The 21490-nt window shown below is 62.8% G+C and carries 17 protein-coding genes; 10 read left to right on the forward strand and 7 right to left on the reverse strand.

The genetic code is table 11. The features are described from left to right. Positions 1-399: 399 nt before the first annotated feature. The 3 genes from H7C86_RS32170 to H7C86_RS32180 all read left to right on the forward strand — a co-directional run bounded on the left by H7C86_RS32170 (position 400) and on the right by H7C86_RS32180 (position 6135). Complete coding sequence (locus H7C86_RS32170; RefSeq protein WP_030537375.1) at positions 400-4806, forward strand: non-ribosomal peptide synthetase; 4407 nt, start codon at positions 400-402, stop codon at positions 4804-4806. 50 nt (positions 4807-4856) lie between these two features. Beyond that, positions 4857-5348, forward strand: a complete 492-nt coding sequence (locus H7C86_RS32175) for a DUF2231 domain-containing protein (RefSeq protein WP_003943426.1) — start codon at positions 4857-4859, stop codon at positions 5346-5348. Between the two features lie 67 nt (positions 5349-5415). Next, the gene (locus tag H7C86_RS32180) at positions 5416-6135 is read left to right on the forward strand and encodes a VIT family protein (protein ID WP_030537376.1); all 720 of its coding nucleotides are present in this window, start codon (positions 5416-5418) and stop codon (positions 6133-6135) included. A gap of 28 nt (positions 6136-6163) precedes the next feature. On the opposite strand, the gene H7C86_RS32185 is transcribed toward H7C86_RS32180, so the two are convergent. Both H7C86_RS32185 and H7C86_RS32190 read right to left on the reverse strand, forming a co-directional pair. Beyond that, on the reverse strand, positions 6164-7045 hold the full coding sequence (locus tag H7C86_RS32185) for a M56 family metallopeptidase (RefSeq protein ID WP_030537377.1): 882 nt from the start codon (positions 7043-7045) through the stop codon (positions 6164-6166). Further along, positions 7042-7425: a BlaI/MecI/CopY family transcriptional regulator gene (locus H7C86_RS32190; protein ID WP_037126985.1), complete on the reverse strand. Its 384-nt coding sequence runs from the start codon at positions 7423-7425 to the stop codon at positions 7042-7044. Before H7C86_RS32190 ends, H7C86_RS32185 begins: the two co-directional genes overlap by 4 nt. 735 nt (positions 7426-8160) lie before the next feature. On the opposite strand from H7C86_RS32190, the gene H7C86_RS32195 reads away from it, so the two are divergent. Next, a complete protein-coding gene (locus tag H7C86_RS32195; RefSeq protein ID WP_003943444.1) occupies positions 8161-8391 on the forward strand; it encodes a heavy-metal-associated domain-containing protein in 231 nt (76 codons plus the stop codon). Between the two features lie 36 nt (positions 8392-8427). Beyond that, positions 8428-10593: a heavy metal translocating P-type ATPase gene (locus H7C86_RS32200; RefSeq protein WP_003943427.1), complete on the forward strand. Its 2166-nt coding sequence runs from the start codon at positions 8428-8430 to the stop codon at positions 10591-10593. 106 nt (positions 10594-10699) lie between these two features. Here the strand turns inward: H7C86_RS32200 and H7C86_RS32205 are convergent, their stop codons facing one another. The 3 genes from H7C86_RS32205 to H7C86_RS32215 all read right to left on the reverse strand — a co-directional run bounded on the left by H7C86_RS32205 (position 10700) and on the right by H7C86_RS32215 (position 12330). Beyond that, positions 10700-11329: a DUF305 domain-containing protein gene (locus H7C86_RS32205; RefSeq protein ID WP_003943446.1), complete on the reverse strand. Its 630-nt coding sequence runs from the start codon at positions 11327-11329 to the stop codon at positions 10700-10702. A gap of 85 nt (positions 11330-11414) precedes the next feature. Next, positions 11415-11837 carry a DUF6153 family protein gene (locus tag H7C86_RS32210; RefSeq protein WP_030537379.1) on the reverse strand — a complete coding sequence of 141 codons (423 nt, stop codon included), beginning with the start codon at positions 11835-11837 and terminating at the stop codon, positions 11415-11417. Positions 11838-11961: 124 nt separating this feature from the next. Then, a complete protein-coding gene (locus H7C86_RS32215; RefSeq protein ID WP_030537380.1) occupies positions 11962-12330 on the reverse strand; it encodes a metalloregulator ArsR/SmtB family transcription factor in 369 nt (122 codons plus the stop codon). A gap of 91 nt (positions 12331-12421) precedes the next feature. On the opposite strand from H7C86_RS32215, the gene H7C86_RS32220 reads away from it, so the two are divergent. Both H7C86_RS32220 and H7C86_RS32225 read left to right on the forward strand, forming a co-directional pair. Further along, a complete protein-coding gene (locus H7C86_RS32220; protein ID WP_178377368.1) occupies positions 12422-14434 on the forward strand; it encodes a heavy metal translocating P-type ATPase in 2013 nt (670 codons plus the stop codon). An 86-nt stretch (positions 14435-14520) separates the two neighbouring features. Continuing rightward, positions 14521-15267 (forward strand): ABC transporter permease, encoded by a 747-nt coding sequence (locus H7C86_RS32225; protein ID WP_030537382.1) that lies wholly within the window; start codon positions 14521-14523, stop codon positions 15265-15267. Positions 15268-15696: 429 nt separating this feature from the next. On the opposite strand, the gene H7C86_RS32230 is transcribed toward H7C86_RS32225, so the two are convergent. Further along, positions 15697-15948, reverse strand: a complete 252-nt coding sequence (locus H7C86_RS32230; RefSeq protein ID WP_182263008.1) for a hypothetical protein — start codon at positions 15946-15948, stop codon at positions 15697-15699. Positions 15949-16353: 405 nt separating this feature from the next. Between H7C86_RS32230 and H7C86_RS32235 the strand changes: the two genes are divergently transcribed. The 3 genes from H7C86_RS32235 (at position 16354) to H7C86_RS32245 (ending at position 20631) form a co-directional block, all read left to right on the forward strand. Continuing rightward, on the forward strand, positions 16354-18240 hold the full coding sequence (locus tag H7C86_RS32235; RefSeq protein WP_182263009.1) for a hypothetical protein: 1887 nt from the start codon (positions 16354-16356) through the stop codon (positions 18238-18240). Between the two features lie 535 nt (positions 18241-18775). After that, a complete protein-coding gene (locus tag H7C86_RS32240) occupies positions 18776-19687 on the forward strand; it encodes a TIR domain-containing protein (RefSeq protein ID WP_182263010.1) in 912 nt (303 codons plus the stop codon). Between the two features lie 125 nt (positions 19688-19812). Continuing rightward, a complete protein-coding gene (locus tag H7C86_RS32245; protein ID WP_182263011.1) occupies positions 19813-20631 on the forward strand; it encodes a hypothetical protein in 819 nt (272 codons plus the stop codon). Between the two features lie 384 nt (positions 20632-21015). Here H7C86_RS32245 and H7C86_RS32250 read toward each other — a convergent pair whose 3' ends face one another. Continuing rightward, on the reverse strand, positions 21016-21252 hold the full coding sequence (locus H7C86_RS32250; protein ID WP_182263012.1) for a hypothetical protein: 237 nt from the start codon (positions 21250-21252) through the stop codon (positions 21016-21018). Positions 21253-21490: the final 238 nt, after the last annotated feature.

Below are 21490 nucleotides of genomic sequence, written 5' to 3' on the forward strand. Positions count from 1 at the left end.
CCGATATCGGCCCGCGTGGTCGAGGGCCTCGAGATCCAGAGTGTGCGAGTTTGCTGGGAAGACGCTGTGCGTGCGCTGCAACTCGGGTACGAACTTTCCTGGACGATCGATCGCGAACCTTGTGTGTTCTGCGGAGGTCGACCAGTCGATGGACTTGGCTTCATAGTGCCCACAGGGTGCTGAAAGAGCGCTGAGAGTGGTCCGACCCAGCGCCGTTCTAGCCCATCCCGTTCATCCTCAAGGGACCTTCAGCAACACGCGAGTAAGGCTTCTTATAGGGGGTTTGGTGGTATCTCGGTCGGCCGCTCTTCGCTGCGTCGATGCGCGGCCTCGGTGACGACGCTAATCTGGATACTACCGATCATGTAGTAGTTGATGAACTGTTCTGAGAGGGTTCACATGGGCGACGACGTGTTGGCGTTGACGACACCACAGCTCGATATCTGGCATGCCCAGCAGCTGTCGCCGGACATCCCCTTCGTGATCGCCTACTATGTCGAATTGACCGGCAGCGTCGATGTCGATGCGCTGCTGAGCAGTGGCCTGCGGGCCCACACCGAGTATTCGTCGGCTCCGATGCGCATTGTCGATGCCGCCGGTCGTCCCAGTCAGACCTTCGCTGGCAGCGTCCGTGATGCGGCTCAGACGGTCGACCTTCGCGGCGTCGAGCATCCACGGGAGGCTGCCCTGCAGTGGATGGAGCGGGACTGCCGAAGCCCGTTCCCACTCGACGGCTGCTTGGTCCGGCTCCGGCTCTTCCGCCTGTCCGACGATCATGTCCTGTGGTACACCTGCGCCCACCACATCTCGCTGGATGGATACGCCTCGGTCCGAGTACTCGAGCGCGGCGCAGCGATCTACACCGCCGTGATGGCCGGCGAAGAACCAGCGCCCCACGATGCGACGTCACCGGCGGCGTTCGTGGAGGAAGACCGACAGTATCAAGGGTCGGCGCGGGCACGACGAGACCGTGACTTCTGGCGCGCATCGGCACTCGAACACTCCCGTACCGGGGTGTTGTCGCTCGCGGGCAGTGCTGCACCGCAACCGATGTCGATGACCGCAGGCGGTGTCGCCGCATCGAGCCAGCACGCTGTCCTCACGCCGCTCGCTGGCCGCACGACGTCGAGCGTTGTCATCGCAGCATTCGCAGTGTTTGTTGCCCGCATGACCGACTCGACCGACGTGCGACTGTCCCTCCCGGTGTCCGCTCGCTCCACTGCGCTGCTACGGCGCGGCGGATCGACTACCTCGAACGTTGTGCCCCTGGACCTGCCAGGCATTGGACGCACGACCGTCGGCGGTGCCATCAAACTGACCGAGACAGCCCTCGGCACGGTACTGCGCCACCAACGATCCAGGCCCGGCACATCGTCCACCTCACCCGGTGAATCACCCCTCTCGGCAGCATCTTTCGGACCCACGGTCAACGTGATGATGTTCGCAAACAGTGTCCGCCTGGGCGGTGTCGACGGGCAGATCCACATCTTGACCACTGGACCGGTGGCCGACCTTGCCGTCGACATCTACCCCGGCCGCACCGGCCAGGGCCCCCGCATCGACTTCGAGGCCAACCCAGCCGTCTATCCCGCCGGCGATCTCGCCCTCCACCACAAACGGTTTCTTCATCTCCTCGACGGATTCGCAGACCCGAACGTCACCGATACCGCCGTCTGCGACCTCGAGTTGTTCCTGCCGGACGAACCACCCACCGCATCGACCGGGGCCGCAGCGACTTCGAGCATGACTCTGATCGACGCATTCGACGCTGCGGTGCGGAACGCGGGAGAGCGGACTGCGGTCGACGACGGAGACACAGTATTGACATATCTCGAACTGAACGAGCGTGTCGACGACCTGGCGGGGAGGTTGACAGAGCGGGGGGCCGGACCGGAAGCTGCAATCGCAGTGTGTATATCACGATCCATCGCGTCAGTCATCGCGTTCTGGGCGGTCGCTCGCGTGGGTGCGGTCTACGTGCCGATCGACCCGAAACTGCCCGATAGCCGGGCCGACTACATCCTGCGGGACAGCCGCGCTGTCCTCGGGCTCAGGTCGAGTGCAGAACCCGCCTGGACGGGCGGCGGAATCGACTGGCTCGACATCGGCGTCGCCGGCAGCGACGAAACCCGGCGTCGACCGGCGACGCGCAAGGCTTCGCTATCGAATGCGGCGTACGTGATCTACACCTCGGGTTCGACCGGTGAGCCGAAAGGCGTCGTCGTCACCCACGAGGGCATCGGAGCATTGGTGCAGCAGATCGAGGTGAGCTATGGTCTCGATGCCTCGTCGAGAGTCTGCCATCTCACCTCGCCAGGATTCGACACCGCCATCGTCGAACACCTTGCATCAGCGGCAGCAGGGGCGACCCTGGTCATCGCCCCGCCGCAGGCATACGCGGGCCCCGAGCTGACGCAACTGCTCGCGCGCCGCCACCTCACGCATCTGCTGATCACGCCATCTGCGTTGGTGACACTGGGTTACTCCGACCTCACCGACATCGAGACGATCATCATCGGAGGCGAATCGGCACCGCGAGACGTCGTCGCCGCATGGTCCCCAGGGCGTCGGTTACTCAACGCGTATGGCCCCACCGAAACCACATGCAGCGTCACCATGACCGATGCCCTGGTCGCCGGAGAGGCAATCGGTATCGGAACCGCCATGGTGGGAACTGAAATCCACCTCCTCGACCGGACCCTGCGACCGGTTCCGACCGGGGCGGTCGGTGAGGTCTACATAGCGACCACCGGAATCGCACGGGGATACGGCAACCGGGCCGCCGCCACCGCATCGAGATTCGTGGCAGACCCGCTCGGCGGAGCCGGTCGACGACTGTTTCGCAGCGGCGACATGGCACGAGCGAGATCCGACGGCTCCCTGGCGTTCGTCGGAAGGACCGACGACCAAGTCAAGATCCGTGGCAATCGCATCGAACTCGGTGAAATCGATGCCGCACTCCGGACGCACCCCCGAGTCACGGCGGCTGCATCCACCACCCGCCGTACCCACAGTGGTGACCTACGCATCGACGGATACATCGTCTGCGACGGAGCGCAGCCGCTCGATCCGCAGGAGGTTCGAGGTTTTCTCGCGAACATACTTCCGGGATCTGCAGTTCCCGCGACCATCACGGTGCTCGAGTCGATACCGCTGACCGTCAACCGCAAACTCGACCGAACTGCGCTACCGGAGCCGAAGCGCGACGTCGCAATCGGTGTGGACACAGAACCCGGGAGCTGTACAGAAGATGCTGTTGCGCGGGCATTCAAGGATGTTCTCGGCCTTACGGTCATCGACATGCATGCATCGTTCTTCGCCCTGGGCGGCGACTCCCTCACTGCAACCGGAGTGATCGCACGCCTGAACACCGAACTCGGTGTCGACATCGGGATACGAGACCTGGTGGATGCAGGATCGGTACGGGCACTCTCGACATTTATCGAGGCGCATCCAGCCGATCGGCCCCGCCCAGGGCGTCCGGTGCCGGGCGCAGCGGAGAGCATTGCGGTGATCCCACTGGCACCGCAGCAAATGCACATCGACCGCGCAGCACAGCTGCCGCTGTACAACCTTCCGTTCGCCGCGGAGATCACCGGACCGTTCGACACCTCCGCGGCCGAAGCAGCCTTCGTCGATGTGCTCGTCAGACATCGGAGCTTGCGCACCATCTACCCGGATTCACCGTGGGGTCCGCGGCAAGTCGTTGTCGACGATCCAGCGCGGTTGCAGTCCGTTCTCGGTATCACTGCGTTCGATCCGCGCGCGGTCGACGAGGTCCTCGCCGCAGCGTTCGATGTTCGCGGTGAGCTTCCGATTCGGGCGACGCTGTTCGAGAAGGCACCGGGCATCCACCTTGTTGTGTGCTCGGTGCACCACATCGCAGCAGACGGTTGGTCCCTCCGCCTACTGGCCCAGGATTTCACTGTCGCCTACCGAGCTCGTGCATCGGGACGCGCACCGGGCTGGCCGAAGATGCCGCTGCAGTACACCGACTTCAGCATTTGGGCAGCGCAGCGCCCGGGGTCGCCGGATCTCGACTTCTGGAGCCGAGAATTCGAAGGCCTCGCTTTCGATACTGCTGTCGAGACCGACCGACCCAGATCCTCGTCCTGGGACGTCACCGGCGACAGAATCGACCTGCAGCTGGCCGTCGACATCACCGACGGGCTCGATCGGGTCGCCCGCGCCAATGAAACCGGCCGGTTCACCGTTCTGCGGGCCGGTCTCCTGGTGCTTCTCGCCCGTGCTACCGGCACGAGCGATCTCGTCATCGGGACGCCGATCGCCGGTCGCAGAGATCCGGAGCTGGAAACGATCGTCGGTACGTTCGTCAATACTGTTGCGATCCGATCCGATATCGCCGCAGCGGCGACGTTCGAGGACGTCATCGCCATTGCGCATGCCAGCAAAGTACGGGCACTGGATCATTCGGATGTCCCTTTCGAGACGGTCGCGGCACATATCGACCCAGGACCGCATCTCGGGCGACATCCACTCTTTCAGGTTGCGCTCTCGTTGGATGTGTTCACCGACTCGCACTTCGATATCGGCGCCACGCACGTCGACATCACGCCCCGACCGTTGGACATCGCGAAATGTGATCTGCATTTTCACCTCGTCGAGCGACGCGACGCCGTCGGCCGGACGATCGGGATGGACGTTGGAATCGTCTACCCCACAGCATTGTTCGATCGAGGCACGGTGCAATCGTTGGGGGAACTCTACGAGCAAATTCTTCGACGAATGATCACCGGCCCGGGAGAGCCGTGGTCGACAGCAGCTTCAATACTACAACTCGTGTAGTATTTAGTGGTGGCCGTGTGGTGTGCACGCCCAGACAACAGGAGATCCGTGTGTCGACGATCAATGGCCTGCCCGCTCATGTGCTGCTGGTGCACTTCATCGTGGTGCTCGCCCCGCTCACCGCATTGCTCGCCATCGTGTCGAGTATCTGGGCTCCGGTGCGCCGCAGGCTCGTCTGGTTGATCGTGGTGCTCGCGGTCCTCACACTTGCCTTGACGCCGTTGACCACCGATGCGGGGGAATGGCTCGAGAAGCGAGTTCCGGAGGGGGCCTCGGTGCAGACGCACGCCGAACTCGGCGACTCGATGCTCTACTTCGCACTGGGACTGGCTCTTGTCGCAGCCCTGCTCGTGGCGCAGCACATTCGGGATCGCCGCGGGACGCGGCCGGTCCGGTGGCAATCGATCGCTGTCGCTGTACTCGCTGTCGTGGTCGGAGTGGCCACGATGGTGCAGGTGTATCGGATCGGAGAGTCCGGGGCACGCGCGGCGTGGGAGGACGCAGTGTCCTCCGCGCCCGCACCAGTCGATCCTGTTAAGTGACGACGAAGGGCCGACAGTTACCCTTTCGGAGAACACTGATCGGTACTGACCTGAACAGGAGTCGAACATGGCAGATCCAGTGTCCGGTGGACACGAGGCCGAACCCCACGGCGATGTCGGGGGACGCTTGAACTGGCTCCGTGCGGGAGTTCTGGGGGCCAACGACGGCATCGTCTCCGTTGCCGGATTGGTGGTGGGAGTCGCGGCCGCAACCGCAGAACGCGGACCTGTGCTCACGGCCGGTACCGCAGGCCTTGTCGCCGGGGCGGTGTCGATGGCACTGGGGGAATACGTTTCGGTGAGCACTCAGCGCGACACCGAACGATCCTTACTCGACAAAGAACGCCGAGAACTGGACGAAGAACCCGAACAGGAGCTCGCAGAGCTCATGGCGATGTACGAGGACAAAGGTTTGTCACCGGAGACTGCCCGCATCGTTGCAGAAGAACTGACCGCCCAGGACCCGTTCTCAGCTCACGTCGATATCGAACTGGGAATAGATCCGGACGCGTTGACGAGCCCGTGGCAGGCCGCTCTCTCATCGGCGATCGCGTTCGTCACTGGTGCACTACTACCGCTTCTTGCGATCGTGCTGCTTCCGGCGCCGATTCGAATCGCTGTGACGTTCGCGGTGGTCGTTGTAGCTCTGGCCGCGACCGGAACGATCAGCGCATGGCTCGGGGGAGCCCCGCGCCGGCCCGCGGTGACGCGAATAGTGACCGGCGGGGCAATCGCCATGATCATCACCTACGGCATCGGGCAGCTGGCCGGCGTCGCGGGAATCTGACGTACGCCTTCCGGTGGGGGGGAGTTCCTCAACGAAAGACAGAGGTCGGGTTCTCGCCGACTTCCGGAACGATCACGTCCTGCGCTACGTCGAACAATCCCAGTGAGATCGCCGCAAAAGCCGTGATCGACACCAGTGCGGCGATCACGACCGAACGGCGTGGAGGCGGAGGCGGAGGCGCGGTCAGAGCGCGGACACGGCGTACGACGTCGCCGCCGGTGCTTGACAACGAAGTCGAGTGCCGCGCTAGGTGGGCGCGGAGCAATACCGTCTTGGCCAGGGCCGACATGGTTGCATGTCGGTCGTATCGCGCAGCCCACTCGTCTGCGTGGCGTTCGGCCGCGTGGCGGACGTGGCCGACGACGGGGCGAAGCAGCGGGTCGAACTGTGCTGCGAGCTCGACCGTCTGCGTGAAGAAGGTGTGCCGGAAGCGAAGGTGCGCGCGTTCGTGCTCGATCACCGCAGTGAGTTCGGCATCCGACAGGGCCGCGACGAGCGCTGTCGTGATCACCACTGCGCCGCCACCGGAGGCGACGGCGAAGGCGTCGGGCTCGGTCGATTCGACGAGGACGGTTCCGCCGCGTACGTCGGCCTCGGCTGCGAACTTCGCAGCATCTCGTGAGCTGGCGACGACGCGAGCGATGTGTCCGGCGGCTAGTGCGAGCCTGTAGACGACCCACCCGATCATCCCGAAGCCGGCGGCAATTGCAATGGCAGGTGGTGAGGCGATCAGTACCGATGCCAGCGCCGTCGTGGACGCTGCGACAGAGAAGGCCGTGACTGCCACCAGGACAGGGATGACCGTCACCGTTGCCAGCGGTGCTGCATCGTCGTCGACCGGGCCGCAGTATGTTCTCAACGCGACCGACATGATCCACGGCAACGCGGCAACGACGAGCAACAGAATCATGTTCGGTGGTCCGAGTTCCGTGCGGAACCTTCCGAGAGCAGCTTTCGGAGGACGGATTCGTCTTCCGGATCGAGGGAGGCAACGAAGTTGGCGAGAACGTCGGCTCGTTCAGCTCGCGTATCGAGTTCGGTCCGCATCCGCATCGCTGCTCGTAAGGCCGGTAGCTCGTCGACGGGAGCGCGGAGGGTGTAGACGTACGATCGTCCGCGTCGTTCTCGGTCGACGAGCCTCTTTCCGTGTAGTCGCCCCAGCGCCGTCATCACTGTCGTATGCGCAAGATCGGATCCGAGTAGCTCCCGAGCTTCTGACACCGCCAACTGATGATGCTCACCGAGCAATCGAAGGATCGACTCCTCCAACTGTCCGGATTCTCTGCGCACGGCTTCGACCTCACTTTTCGGCTGTCGTTCAAGGATATGCCACCGAAAACGACCCTGGGGCCAGCTGGTACGCACCTACAGAGTCGACGCACGTCCCGACCGCCGTCGTGCTGAGCCCGCATCCGGTCCTGGGGTTCGACTGTCTGGGGATGACGCAGCTGCGTGCTTGTCGGACGGCTGCGTCTCCGGCTCCGTAGTCGTACACATCTCTCGGCATCTCGACGGGATCCGCACGTCATTCACCGCCTGGTCGGTGGCGCGGCGAGAAGGACGCGGATCTGTCCGTCGAGATCTACAGCCGAGCACGAGGGAACGCGCCGACGGTGGCAGCAGCGAACTTCGGTACGCACAAAGAAAGTCCCTGCATGAGTGGTCGATACAGGGATTCGGATGTCTTTCGATCCGCCGACAGGCGTGCGTCGACCGGGCTCCTTGTCGCGCTCGCCAGGTCACCAAATCTGTGTATTCCTACAAAAGTCCGCGACGATGCGCGTTCGAGTGTGAAGTCGGGGCGTGCAGCGATTCGGGCCACCGATGTCGATGCCAGGTCGATGGATACACGTTAATCGCCGGGAACGTCGACACGACTTCGACTGCACCGCTCCGGTGACCTGTATTCGCCCCTGACAGCAGCCGCTCGCCCTGTCGAAATATACGGGGAGGGGGTATGGTGCAAGCCATCCCGTCATATACCCCCTGGGGGTATGTTACCAAGAATGCAAACGAAGGGGCATCGTGATAACCACGAACTACCGAGTCACCGGCATGACGTGCGGGCACTGCGAAGCATCGGTACGCGAAGAAGTCAGCGCCGTCGTCGGGGTCGACACGGTCGAAGTATCTGCAGCTGCGGGAACGCTGACGGTGACCAGTACCGACGAGCCCGACCACGTTCGGGTCATCGCCGCCGTCCACGAGGCCGGATACACAGCCGAACCGCAACCCGCGGATTCACGCACCGCGTAGCCGTTCGACCTTGTTTCGAGAGAAGGATCTACCGCGATGAACAACCACACACAGTCCGACGCTGGCGGAGCCGAGACGGCGGACACTCAACCGGGCCACGATGCATCCGGACACAGCGCAGCCCACTCCGCACACGGCGAGAAGGAACACGAGGGCCATACCGGGCACGGTGGCCATGCCGGTCACGGCGACCACGTCGGAATGTTCCGTCGCCTGTTCTGGAGCATGCTGGTCCTCGCCGTCCCGGTGATCGTCGCCTCCGAGATGTTCGCGATGCTCCTCGGATACTCATTGCCCGACGCAGCGTGGATCGCCTGGATCTCACCGGTACTCGGCACCGTGATGTACGCCTGGGGCGGTTCCCCGTTCCTCACCGGCGCAATCGGCGAAATCCGTTCACGTGCACCGGGAATGATGCTGCTCATCGCCCTCGCGATCACCGTCGCATTCGCCTCGTCGATGGGAGCGAGCCTCGGCCTGCTCGATCACCAGCTCGACTTCTGGTGGGAACTGGCCCTGCTGATCGTGATCATGCTGCTCGGGCACTGGATCGAAATGCGATCCCTCGCGCAGACCACCTCCGCCTTGGACTCACTGGCCGCACTGCTCCCGGACACCGCCGAACGCGTCGACGGCGACGACGTGGTGCCGGTGTCCCCATCCGAGCTGCAGCTCGGTGATGTCGTTGTCGTCCGCCCCGGCGGCCGAGTACCCGCGGACGGCACCATCGTCTCCGGATCGGCGAGCATCGACGAATCGATGATCACCGGCGAATCACGCACGATCCGCCGCAGCGACGGCGACCAGGTCGTCGCCGGCACGGTCGCCACCGACTCAGGTCTCCGCATCCAGGTCACCGCGGTCGGCGACGATACTGCCCTCGCCGGCATCGGCCGCCTGGTCGCCGACGCCCAGAACTCGACCTCGCGTGCTCAGCGCATCGCCGACACCGCCGCCGGCTGGCTGTTCTGGTTCGCAGCCGGATCCGCGATCATCACCGCCGCCGTGTGGACTCTGGTCGGGATGCCCGACGACGCCGTCATCCGCACCATCACCGTGCTGGTCATCGCCTGCCCGCACGCACTCGGACTCGCTATCCCGTTGGTGGTCTCCATCGCCACCGAACGCGCCGCCCGCGGCGGTGTACTCGTCAAGGACCGGCTCGCACTCGAAACCATGCGCACGGTGGATACCGTGTTATTCGACAAGACCGGCACCCTCACCAAAGGCGAACCCACCGTCACCGCGATCGAGGTGACCGACGGGCGCACCGCCGCCGACGTTCTCTCACTCGCTGCTGCCGCGGAAGCGGACTCCGAACATCCCCTGGCTCGCGCCATTGTCGAGGCCGCACGAGCACGGAACCTGACGGTCCCGGTGGCCGCCGACTTCCAGTCGTCCCCCGCTGTCGGGGTCGCAGCCGACGTCGACGGCCTCCGGATCCAGGTCGGCGGGCCAGCGCTGCTCGAGCAAGAGCGCGGATCCGAACTCGCTGTCGCCGATCGGTGGCGCGGGGACGGGGCGATCATCCTGCACGTCCTCGCCGGCGGTGCCGTGATCGGAGCACTCGCGCTCGCCGACGAGATCCGGCCCGAATCCCGCACCGCGATCGACGCGCTCCACGCGCGCGGAATCGCGGTCGTGATGATCACCGGCGACGCCGATGCCGTCGCGAAGTCCGTCGCCACCGAGCTCGGTGTGGACCGCTACTTCGCCGGGGTGAAACCGGAAGACAAGTCCCACACCGTCGCCGAACTCCAGAGCGAAGGACGCACCGTGGCGATGGTCGGCGACGGAGTCAACGACGCACCGGCTCTTGCGCAGGCCGATGTCGGCATCGCGATCGGGGCGGGTACCGACGTCGCGATCGCATCGGCCGGAGTGATCCTCGCCAGCGACGACCCGCGGTCGGTGTTGTCGGTGATCGAACTCTCGCGGGCCTCGTACCGGAAGATGAAGCAGAACCTCTGGTGGGCTGCGGGATACAACCTGATCTCCGTCCCGCTCGCGGCGGGGGTTCTGGCACCGGTCGGGTTCGTACTCCCCATGTCGATCGGCGCGATCCTGATGTCGCTGTCGACGATCATCGTCGCCGCGAACGCACAATTACTGCGTCGCCTCGACCTCGCACCCGACGCCATCGCCGGGGCGGTGAACGAGGGGAGTTCCAATCCTCCGTCGCAGCGCGAACCGGCACTGTGAGAGCTGATTTCGTACCGGGAACGCAGCCCTGACAACTGTGGAACGCTGATAGCCGCATCCTCTCCGCCGGAGAGGATGCGGCCATCGTGTCGTGTAGCGGGCCAGGTCAGCCGAGCAGTCGCTGCATGGTGTCGATTTCTTGTTGTTGGGTGGCGACGATGGTGCGGGCCATCTCCTGGGCGTCAGGATCGGTCCCGTCCGCGATTTCGGTGTTCGCCATCTCGATGGCGCCGGTGTGGTGGGCGATCATCATCGTGAGCCATTGGCGGTCGAATTCGGGTCCCGACGCTGCCCTCAACGCGTCCATGTCCTGAGTGGTCATCATGCCGCTGCCCGAGCTGTGGTCCATCCCGCCCATCTGGCCCATGTCGGCCGAGGGTGCGGGCTGACCCCATTCGGTGAGCCATGCCGTCATCTGGTCCATCTCGGGTTGTTGCGCGGCGGCGATCGCTGATGCCAGTGACAGCACGTCCGGGTTGTCGGTGCGGCCGTTCGCCATGTCGGCCATCTGGACTGCTTGGGCGTGGTGCGGGTACATCATCTGCGCGAACATCACATCGGCATCGTTGAACTGTGCCGACGAGCTCGCCGAAGCGGACGATGCCGGCGACGCCGAGGACATCGAGCCCATCGAATGGCCGTCCATCGACGAATCGGTCGTGTTGTCGCTGCAGCCGACGACGAGGAACGCGCTCGCGGCAGCAGCAGCGAGTGAGGCAATGATTTTGGTACGCATGAGGAAACTCCTTGCAAGAGTGAGTAGTACAGAGAATTGAATGTGTATCGATCCCCCGACAGACGTGCGTCTGTCGGGCTCCCCGTCACACTCGCAAGGTCACCGATCTGTCCAACTCCCACAACGTCCACGGCGGTGCACGTTCGAGCGTGGAATCGGCGCGTCCAATGATCCGGTTCACCGATGTCGGCACCAGGTCGATGGCTGCGCTCGCAGCCGGGACCGTCAGCGCAGGCCACGACGCGGTAGTGCCGACACAGGGATGCATCATCTGGTGTGCCGACGGGCAGCCGTGCTCCCCGGTCATTACCGAAACCACGGCGTCGGTGTGGGACGGTGCTGCCGCCGAAGCATGGCCGTCGCTCATCGACGTGGACATAGAGCCGGTCACGGACCTCGACATCGGTGTTACCGAATGCATCAACAGAACACCGAACACCGTCAGTGCAATCAGCAAACAGACCGTCGGAGCTGTGCCCCGTCGACCGCGCCGGCTCACTGAGTGCATGCCCCCAACGATACCAAGAGATACCCCCTGGGGGTAACCACTGGTTGAGGAGGCAGGCCCAGCGGCCACGTCCGTCGGTTCGATGTGACTGCGAGTGTGCTGGGTACCAGAAGGGGGGCTCTGGCTAGGCGGAATCGACAGTGCCGGCCGTATCCGGTGCGGCCATTCCGAGGTGTTCGATGTGATAGACCGCCTCGTCGAGAAGCATCGCCACGTGATTGTCGTACAAGCGGTAGACGATGCTGCGGCCGGATCGCGCCCCGGTGACCAGTCCCATCGCGCGGAGCAAGCGGAGTTGATGAGAGACGGCGGACTGTTCCATCTCGACGGCGTCGGCCAGGTCGTTCACCCCACTGGGGCCTTGCCGTAGCTGGGTGAGAATCCGCAGCCTGCTCGGTGTCGCCAGAGCCTGCAATGTCGCCGCAACTGTTGCCGCGGATTCGGCGTCGAGCTGTGCTGGAGGACGTGGCCGCCCGTCGACTTCGTGTCCCATGCGGCAACTGTAGTCCATGTACATATGTAAAGATCTTCATATGTTCCTGTACAGTCACCCGTACATCCACATTCGTCGGCAGAAGGCAGTCATGGCATCGATCGGCACTACCACTGCGGCCGCGCCCACGGCCCGGCGCAACCCCGGCTCCTCGCGAACGCGCCTGCTCGACGTCGCCGAGGTGAGGTGGGCGCTGGCTGCCACCGCACTGTTCCTTCTCGGACTCCTAACGCAGCTCGTCGATGCCCCGTTCTGGTTGTTCTGGGCGCTCTACCTGGCCTGCTATGTCACCGGCGGCTGGGAACCGGCACGCGAGGGACTACGCGCACTGCGAGAGAAGACCCTCGACGTCGACCTGTTGATGATCGTCGCGGCCCTCGGCGCAGCAGCGATCGGGCAGATCTTCGACGGCGCACTGCTCATCGTCATCTTCGCCACCTCCGGCGCACTCGAGGCGGTCCTGACTCGCCGTACGGCCGACTCGATTCGCAGTCTCCTCGATCTCGCGCCCGAGACCGCCGTGAAGCTCGATACCGCGGGCGTCGAGCATCGAATCGACGCCGCGGATCTTCGATGCGGCGATATCGTGATTGTCCGACCCGGAGAGCGCATTTCCGGCGAGGGCACCATCGTCGACGGCAGTTCCGACGTCGATCAGTCCTCGATCACCGGTGAGGCGATCCCAGTGTTCAGGTCGGTCGGCGACGGCGTCTTCGCCGGCACCATCAACGGCACCGGCGCGTTGCGGATCCGCATCGACGTCGACCCCTCGGAGACCGTCATCACCCGCATCGTGGCCATGGTGGAACACGCGTCGGCCACGAAAGCGAAGAAGCAGCTGTTCATCGAGAAGGTCGAGCAGTACTACTCGAAGACCGTAGTCGTATCTACCGCAGCAATTTTCGCGATCCCGATGCTGCTCGGAAACGAACTCCAACCGGCCCTGCTGCGAGCGATGACATTCATGATCGTCGCCTCCCCGTGCGCGGTGGTCCTCGCGACGATGCCGCCTCTGCTCGCGGCGATGGCCACCGCCGGTCGCCACGGTGTTCTGGTCAAATCTGCTGTCGTCATGGAACAACTCCGCACGATCGAGGTGGTGGCATTCGACAAGACCGGAACCCTCACCGAAGGAACACCGCAGTTCGAACGCGTCGATGCATTCACCGGCTTCAGCGAAACCGACGTGCTCACCGCGGCAGCGGCTGCCGAGATGGGCAGCGAACACCCGATCGGCGCAGCCATCGTCAGCTACACCCGCAGCCGAGGTCTGCAGATACCGGCGTCGACGGCATTCGAGTCGACACCGGGTGTGGGAGTCCGCGCGAACGTCCACGGCGAGGTAGTGACCGTGAGCAAACCTGACGTGGTACCGAAAGCTGTACCGTCCGAACGTCTGTCGATACGCGAATGGGAGTCGACGGCCGAACGTACCGCGGTCGACCGTGAATCGGGCGGTATGACCGCAGTGATCGTGCGCGTCGGAGGCGAACCAATCGGAGTGATCGCCCTTGCGGACACCGCGCGCTCGAACCTCGACGCCACCATCGGCGAGCTCGAACGGGTAACCGGTAGTCCGGCAGTGCTACTCACCGGAGACAACGTCCGCGCAGCGCATGCGGTGGCCGAGCGTATCGGGATCACCGACGTTCGGGCAGGTCTGCTTCCCGAGGACAAGGCAGCGGCAGTGCAGCAACTGCAGCGCAGCGGACTTTCGAGCGGCGGCACTCGCGAGCGCCGCGTTCTTCTGGTCGGTGACGGCGTCAACGACGGCCCGGCACTTGCAGCCGCCGACATCGGTGTCGCCATGGGACGCAAGGGTTCAGACCTCGCACTCGACACCGCCGATGCGGTCCTGGTGCGCGACGACCTCGCAACCTTGTCGTCGGTGATCGAACTGTCGCGGCGTGCGCACCGGATCGTGGTCGCCAACCTCGCGATCGCGGCGACGTTCATCGTGGCACTCGTTGGATGGGATCTGTTCTGGACCCTTCCGCTGCCGATCGGAGTAGCCGGGCACGAAAGCTCCACCGTCCTCGTCGCTCTCAACGGGATGCGCCTGCTGTCGTCGCGAACCTGGCGCGAAGGACGTAGGGAACTGTAGGGGTGGCAGTCACCTGGCCACCTTGATCGCCCTCCGCTAAGGAGCGGCGAGACGAATGCACCGGGGCAACGCCACATACTTGAACGGTGAGTACTTCCCTGGCCGAGCCTGGTCCGCCGCTCGTGGTTCTCTGTCTGGTGATGGTGGCCCTCGCTGCGATCCTCTATCGGGTCTCCTCGTTCGGGCGCATGATCACCGCTCCCGCTGCTGCCGTTCGCGGGTTCGTTCAACTGGCGGCAATCTCGCTGATTCTCGCTGCGGCGCTTGCGCATCTGTGGTCGTCGCTGCTCGTACTGCTGGTGATGTTCGGGGCTGCGGCGTTCACGTCGAGTCGGCGTTCGGAATCGGGAAGGTCCGGTATCTGGCTCGTTCTTCCCCTCGCTGTGGGTATCGGGATCGTCGTGCCCTTGTGCTTGCTCACGGGCGTCGTTCCGGCGCAGGGAATCTCGATCGTGCCGGTCGGCGGAATCATCCTGGGTGGGACGATGACGGCAACATCGCTGTCCGCACGCCGCGCACTGGCCGCGTTGACCGACCGGCACGGCGAAGTGGAGGCGGCGCTCAGTCTGGGCATGACCGAACGTCAGGCACGGCTGGAGGTGGTGCGACCCACCGCGAACGACGCGCTGCTGCCGGGACTGGACCAGACACGAACGGTGGGACTGGTGACGTTGCCGGGTGCATTCGTGGGCGTACTGCTGGCCAGCGGTTCGGCCCTGCAGGCTGGGGCTGTGCAAATTCTGGTGCTGTGCGGGCTGCTGCTTGCACAAACCGTCGCCGTCGCACTGACCGTGGACCTTGTCGCGCGCGGATCTGTCCATCGGAGGCCGTAGGACGGGTGGTTCGAGCCAGTGTCGAGAAGGTCGGTATGCGTTCACGGGGTGACGAGTCCTGGCGGTTGGAAGACAACACTGAACGGAAGCATGCCCCGCTCGAAGTGCCTGAAGAGGCAATGCGCAGCCCACTTCTGAACAAGTGCAGTCGTCTTCTGAAACTGACACCGGCCGCTTTCAACGCGTCCTGCTGTAATTCCGGGTTCTGGTCGGTGGTTGAAACCCTGGAGTAGCCCAAAAAGTCGCTCACAAGGGCACAGTGTTGCAGAACTCACCGACAGACGAAGTTTCGGGACAAAAGCAATGGGACAGGTTTTTGCAACACTCCCCTGGCTGGTCGCTTCGTCTGATCGTCGTCGTCTGTTTCGTGTCCGAGAAACGAACGATTGATGGACACACAGCTTTCCTCGGAAACGGCCGGGAGATCGCTTAACCGCGACGATCCTTATTGGCTGGGTCGCTGTAGCCCCACCAGCCGCTGCGGTTGGCCCGCCGCGGCTCATCGTTCCGGTCGGACCAGCTGTTGTCCGGTGAACCTTCCAAGGTGTTCGGTGCGTACCGCGCGCGCAACTCGGCCTCCTTCAGGTCGTTTGCGCGGCGCTGCTCCGCGAGGATCTGTTCCTGCAGGTTGCGGTCCTTCTTGTTGTCGGTCTTCGCCTTGCGCTGCTCCTGCTTGCCCATCTTGGCCAGTTTGTCACTGTTGGACCGGTAAGGGAAAATTCCAAATGAGCTGAGGCTCAATGCTTTACGTCGTAGTCCCATTGTTCTCTCCTGAACCTCTGGGTACTCCGGCAACTCGACCACTTTGTCTAGTGCACGTGATCCCGGTCTGTGTAAGAGCTATCGCTGACCAGGCTGATTCCATTACCGAGAGCACTCGACTAAGTAACTTGAGTAGGTGTGACACCCCTGTCCGATAAGCGATCCCGCGTTGAGAGGCGTCCAGTCGATTCACCGCGGCAAAGCCAGTCCCTGCACCCCGCGTAGCGCGCTTCGAAACTGACGCCTCCATCTCGATAGGATCGACCGATCAATCAGTAGAGCCCAAATAGTCGGCCCGCGAGATCGTGCGAGATGATCACCGTCATGGTGGACGACGACGTGGATGAGTGGGCGGCACGGCTCCGTACTGCCATGCGAACCGGCAAGGTACTCGACCTGGCAGCAGATCTTTCCCCGCTCTCGATCCTCCGAAATCCTACCCACGCAGACATCTGGGGAAGGAAACGGCGAATCCCAGCTGCCGCGCTCCGGGTAGTACTCACCGATCGTGATCTGGCGGTCGACCCCCACGGATTACGAATCAAGGGCGCTCGGATCACCGGACCGGTCGATCTCGAAAACGTGCAGTTCAATCACCCCCTTCATCTCACCGAATCCCATGTGGAACACGACATCGATCTAACCGGTTCAACATTGAAAGAGCTCCATCTCTGTGGATCCCATGTCACCTCACTCGCCCTCGACGGCGCGACAATGACCGGCGACCTTGTTGCCGGAAACGGGTTCAAAGCGGGCACCGTCCGCGCCGTCGGCGCGACCATCCTTGGACAGCTCAATCTGAGTGACGCGACCCTCGACAACTCAGGCAGAGACGCTCTACTTCTGGACCTCGCGACTATCGCTGGCGGCCTGTACACGAGGGGTAAGTTCGTCGCTTACGGCAAAGTTCGTGCTGTAGGCGCGACCATCGGCGGCGTACTCGATCTTGGCGGTGCAGTCCTCACCAACCCAGGCGACACCGCCCTCGATCTCGATCTCGTGACCCTCAGCGTCGGCCTCTACGCCACGGACGGTTGCCGCGTGGAAGGTACGGTCCGGGCCGTCGGTGCGACCATCGGCAAACAACTCAACTTCAGGGGCGCCAGCATCACGGCCCCGACCGGGAGTGCCCTTCTCCTCGACGGGGCATCCATAGACGGCGACCTCGTCGCTAACGGTGGGTTCACCGCCATCGGCGAGGTGCGCGCCCTTGGCGCGACCATCGGCGGCCAACTCGATCTGAGCGGCGCCACCCTCACCAACCAAGACGGCACCGCACTCACCCTCGATGGCGCGACCGTCACCGGCGAACTGTTCGCGAGTGATGGATTCGCCGCCATCGGCGAGGTGCGTGCCCTTGGCGCGACCATCGGTGGCCAACTCGACCTGAGCGGCGCCACCCTCACTAACCCCGACGGCACCGCGCTCACCTTGGAATCCAGCACTATCGCAACACTCCGGCTGGCACCGACCAGAGTCTCCGGAACGATCGACCTGACCCGCACCACGATCACCGACCTGCGAATCCCCGACAACTCCATTCCCGACGGTCCACTGATCGCAACCGGGTGGCAGATCACCGACGTGCACGGGCAGATCCGTGCCGACCGCGACGCCGCAACCCGCTGGCTGCAGACCACCCCATCTAAGCGTGGGTTCACCGTCCAGCCTTGGCATGCCATGGCCGAGGTCTACGACCGCAACGGCCAGCCTGCCGACGCCCGGCGACTCAGATTCGTTGCCGCCAATAAGGTTACAGAGCACGCACCGTGGTATTCGAAACCGTTGCGCTGGACGTATCGAGTGGTCGCCGGTCACGGCTACTACCCGCTCCTTGCTGCGGTGTGGCTCGTCATCGCCCTAGTCCTAGGAACCGCGCTTGTAACCTTCAACCGCGGCGACTTCGTCCCGACTGTCCCTGCTTCCGCACGCATCGCGGCAGCAACCCACGCCCCCGATACCCCACCCTTATCACCCATCACCGCCCACGAAACCTGCGATAGGTACCCCGACTATCCATGCTTCAACCAGGCGACCTACACCCTCGCCAGCGTAATCCCAGCCGCACTCGGAAACCCGAAACCCGACTGGACAACGAAATCTGGAGCATCGCTCGTTGTCACCTGGGGCCTACCGATCCTGCGAATCCTGTCCTGGATATTTACCGCCATCCTCCTCGCCGGCGTCACGGGCCTACTCCGGAAGACCTAAGCGCTGTCTATAAACGATCGATTGATGGACACCAATTCGGGCCACTGCCGCGCCCGATCCGAGTTGAGCAAGACAAACAGGTTCTACTCAGAATCGAGCCGGCGTTCTCGCCGGACGAGATTCCAACCGGTCGTGGAAACAAGGGCACCAACTGCGGCCCCGAAAAGGGGGCCACCGATAACCATGCCAATGATGAATCGGGACACCGGGACCTTCTCGATCTGGGTCGACTGGAGACTATGCGGTTGGTAGCTGGCTGTGTAGATCGTGAAGGGTTGGGAGGCGTACCACCACAACACGGCAGCACCAACGAGGCCGCACACCAAGCCGAATCCAGCGAAAACCAGCACAGTAGCGATCGCCGAGCGGCGTTGCGCCTTCAAATCTTTTCTTCCAGAGCCACACACGCACGCTACCTAATTAGATGCATCCGGTCAGGAGCTGGCAATAACACCACGCCTCCACGCATTCTGGAAACGACCGTTAATTGGATGCGCTCGAATCATGTTCGATCCGATGGTGCAAACTGCACTTCATGCAGAAGCAGCACTCAATGGGTCAGCGGGTCGCAGGCGCTTTGGCCGGGATGTGGCGCGGCGGCGCGGGGCCATCGCATACTGCTCTTGACACAACATTCGAAATTGTAGGCATCTCGTCCGAGTCTTCAGGGACCAAGGAGACCCGAGTGCTGAGAGCCCTTTTGAACTCTCCCGACGACCCGACAACCAAATACCTCATCACGGAACTCGTCGAGCTGCTTCGTTCCGAAGGAGTCTTCGAATCGGGAAGCGACCTAGCCGCCAACCGCGTCAAAGTACTTCAAGGCGCTTTGGCCAAAATCGGCGCGGATCTATCGGATTTCGGTCACCTGCAATGGAAAGAGAATCGTGCGGGCACGACGGCAGGCGCGCCGAATCCGGCACCCCCCAGCGCATTCTATGTTCCTCCCACTTACGATCCTCTTAGTGATCACCCCACCACGAATGGCGAACCAGCAGTGAGCACATCCGGAAAAATCTTCATTGTCTACGGCCATGACAAGGCACTGAGAAACGATCTCCAGGTCACGCTGTTGAAATGGGGCTTGGCAACCGAGCAGATCGTCATTTTGGACGACCATGCCAGCGGTGGCGATACTCTGATCGAAAAATTTGAGAAGCACAGTGCAGAAGCAGCTTTTGCAATCGTTCTCGGCTCTCCGGACGATACCGGCCATCGCAAAGATTATCCCGCCGAAGCAAAGCCTAGAGCCCGACAAAATGTCGTCCTGGAGTTCGGATACTTCCTGGGCAAGCTAGGCCGTAACAAGGTGCTTTTCATCGACGGCGGCATCGAGCGTCCCTCCGACATAAACGGACTCCTCACGGTCAATACCACCGATCCTGACTGGAAGACCAGAGTGGCTCGGGAACTGACGGCAGCGGGGCTTGAGATCAAATTTCTCTGACAGGCAGAGGCTCGCTCATCGACGGATGTTGAGGGTACTGAGTTCGCGTTCGCAGCGGGCGGGGGTCGGTTCGCAGAAAGGCTATTCCCCGACAAACTCGCTAGGGAACTGATACCTCTGACGATATGGATGATGCAACCTTTAAGCGTGCCATTTACACCGAGCTGGAATCCGTTCGGAGTATCTGCGAGGAATTTGAGAAAAAAGCTGGTCAGCGGGCAGATGGGGGAAGCGACTTAGCTGCGGATGAGGACCGTTTCCCGGACATTTGGGCAACATCGCTCGCTCACCGAGGTTTAACCCACGCTTGTGAATGCATCGAAGCAGCGGTGGCTCTCATGCTCAATGGCGTTTGGTTTTACCCGCAATATGCGCTCTTACGGGCAGCTTACGAGTCGGCTGGTGCCACGGTGTGGCTTCTCCTACCAGAGGAAACCGACACCAGACTCGCCAGACTGATCTACAAACACCGCGAATCGTGGAAGTATTCATCAAAAGCGTATTCCGGCACCCCACTCGACGACGGCGGTGAACACGAGGCCCGACAGCAATGGGCAACTGATGCAGCTGCCCGATTGCAGATTGATCTGTCACAAGGGAACCCTAGGGGATACGAGAAACTGATCGAATCGATCGACGACCTCCCCGGGCGTCCGGACTCACTCCTTACTGCTTGGCAGCTCTGTTCGGGCGTCAGCCATGCAAAGACATGGGCGATGAGCGAGGTGATAGTTCAGGTCGAGAGCACCGAACTGCATGAACACGCCCGCCTCGTCGCGTATGAACCGAATTTGGATGTCTTTCTGACAATGCTTCGAACTGCCCGTCGCGCAGTGCAATATGCCGGGGTCTTGTACCAGATTCGAACCACCACGCGACCACATTCCATGGTCTTGGAGCTCGTTGAAAACACCACTGTCGATGGAGGCTCGGCGAATTCATAGGTTCAGGATTCCCGCGCCAACATCTCCTCCACCTGCCGTCACCCTCGCCGGCGTTCACGCGCACCACTGAACTGCGGGTTCTGCGGTGCACACACCCCGTTGTGGTGGCGAGGCGATTTCTGCTTTCATTCGCGGCATGAATTGGTATGCGGTTCTTTTGTTCGTTGTCGGTGTCGCTATCGCGGCGTTCAGTGTTGTCGTCGAGAGGAATGAAGGTGCAGGGAGGGCAGGCAATGTTCTGTTGGTAGGTGGTTCGATCACTGCAGTCAGTCTCGTCTGGGCGTTCTGGTGACTACAACCGAGTGGGCGTGCCCCGATAAATGAGTGTTCTCCCAGCGCGACGGGTGCCCGACCTGGTCCAGGTCGGGCGCCTGCCCCGCACAATCAGGATCGTTCGCTCTTGTTCGGAATCGCGAAGAGGATGACGGCGATTGCGCCAAGGATCACGACAGCGGCGCATATCGCGATGATGTTTCGTGCCTGGATTCCGTTGACTGCCAAAGCGATCACGGCAACTGCGGCCAAAACCCACAGCAGTTTCGCAAGTAGGACTTGACGTAAGGCCAACGCTCCGGCTCCGAGAAAGAGCAGAACCGTTGCGGCGACTGTGGATATAGGCATGTCGGACTTCTTGAGATAGGTCTGTGTTCGCCCGACCGTTTCGAGCCTTGCAGTGTTACATACAGCGCCGACGCATATGCACTGCCAGGGGTTTGGCGGCGATCATCTCATGGGCTCACGGATTTGATCTGGGCCGAGAAGGTGTCTCCGATACGGGTGACGAGGTCGATGCCTTCGCCCAAGGCCCTCTCTGTCAGGATTTAGTGAGACACTCGGAGGCAACCGAGATCACTCACTG

It is taken from the genome of Rhodococcus sp. UFZ-B548 (assembly GCF_903819475.1).
Lineage (GTDB): Bacteria > Actinomycetota > Actinomycetes > Mycobacteriales > Mycobacteriaceae > Rhodococcus_F > Rhodococcus_F erythropolis.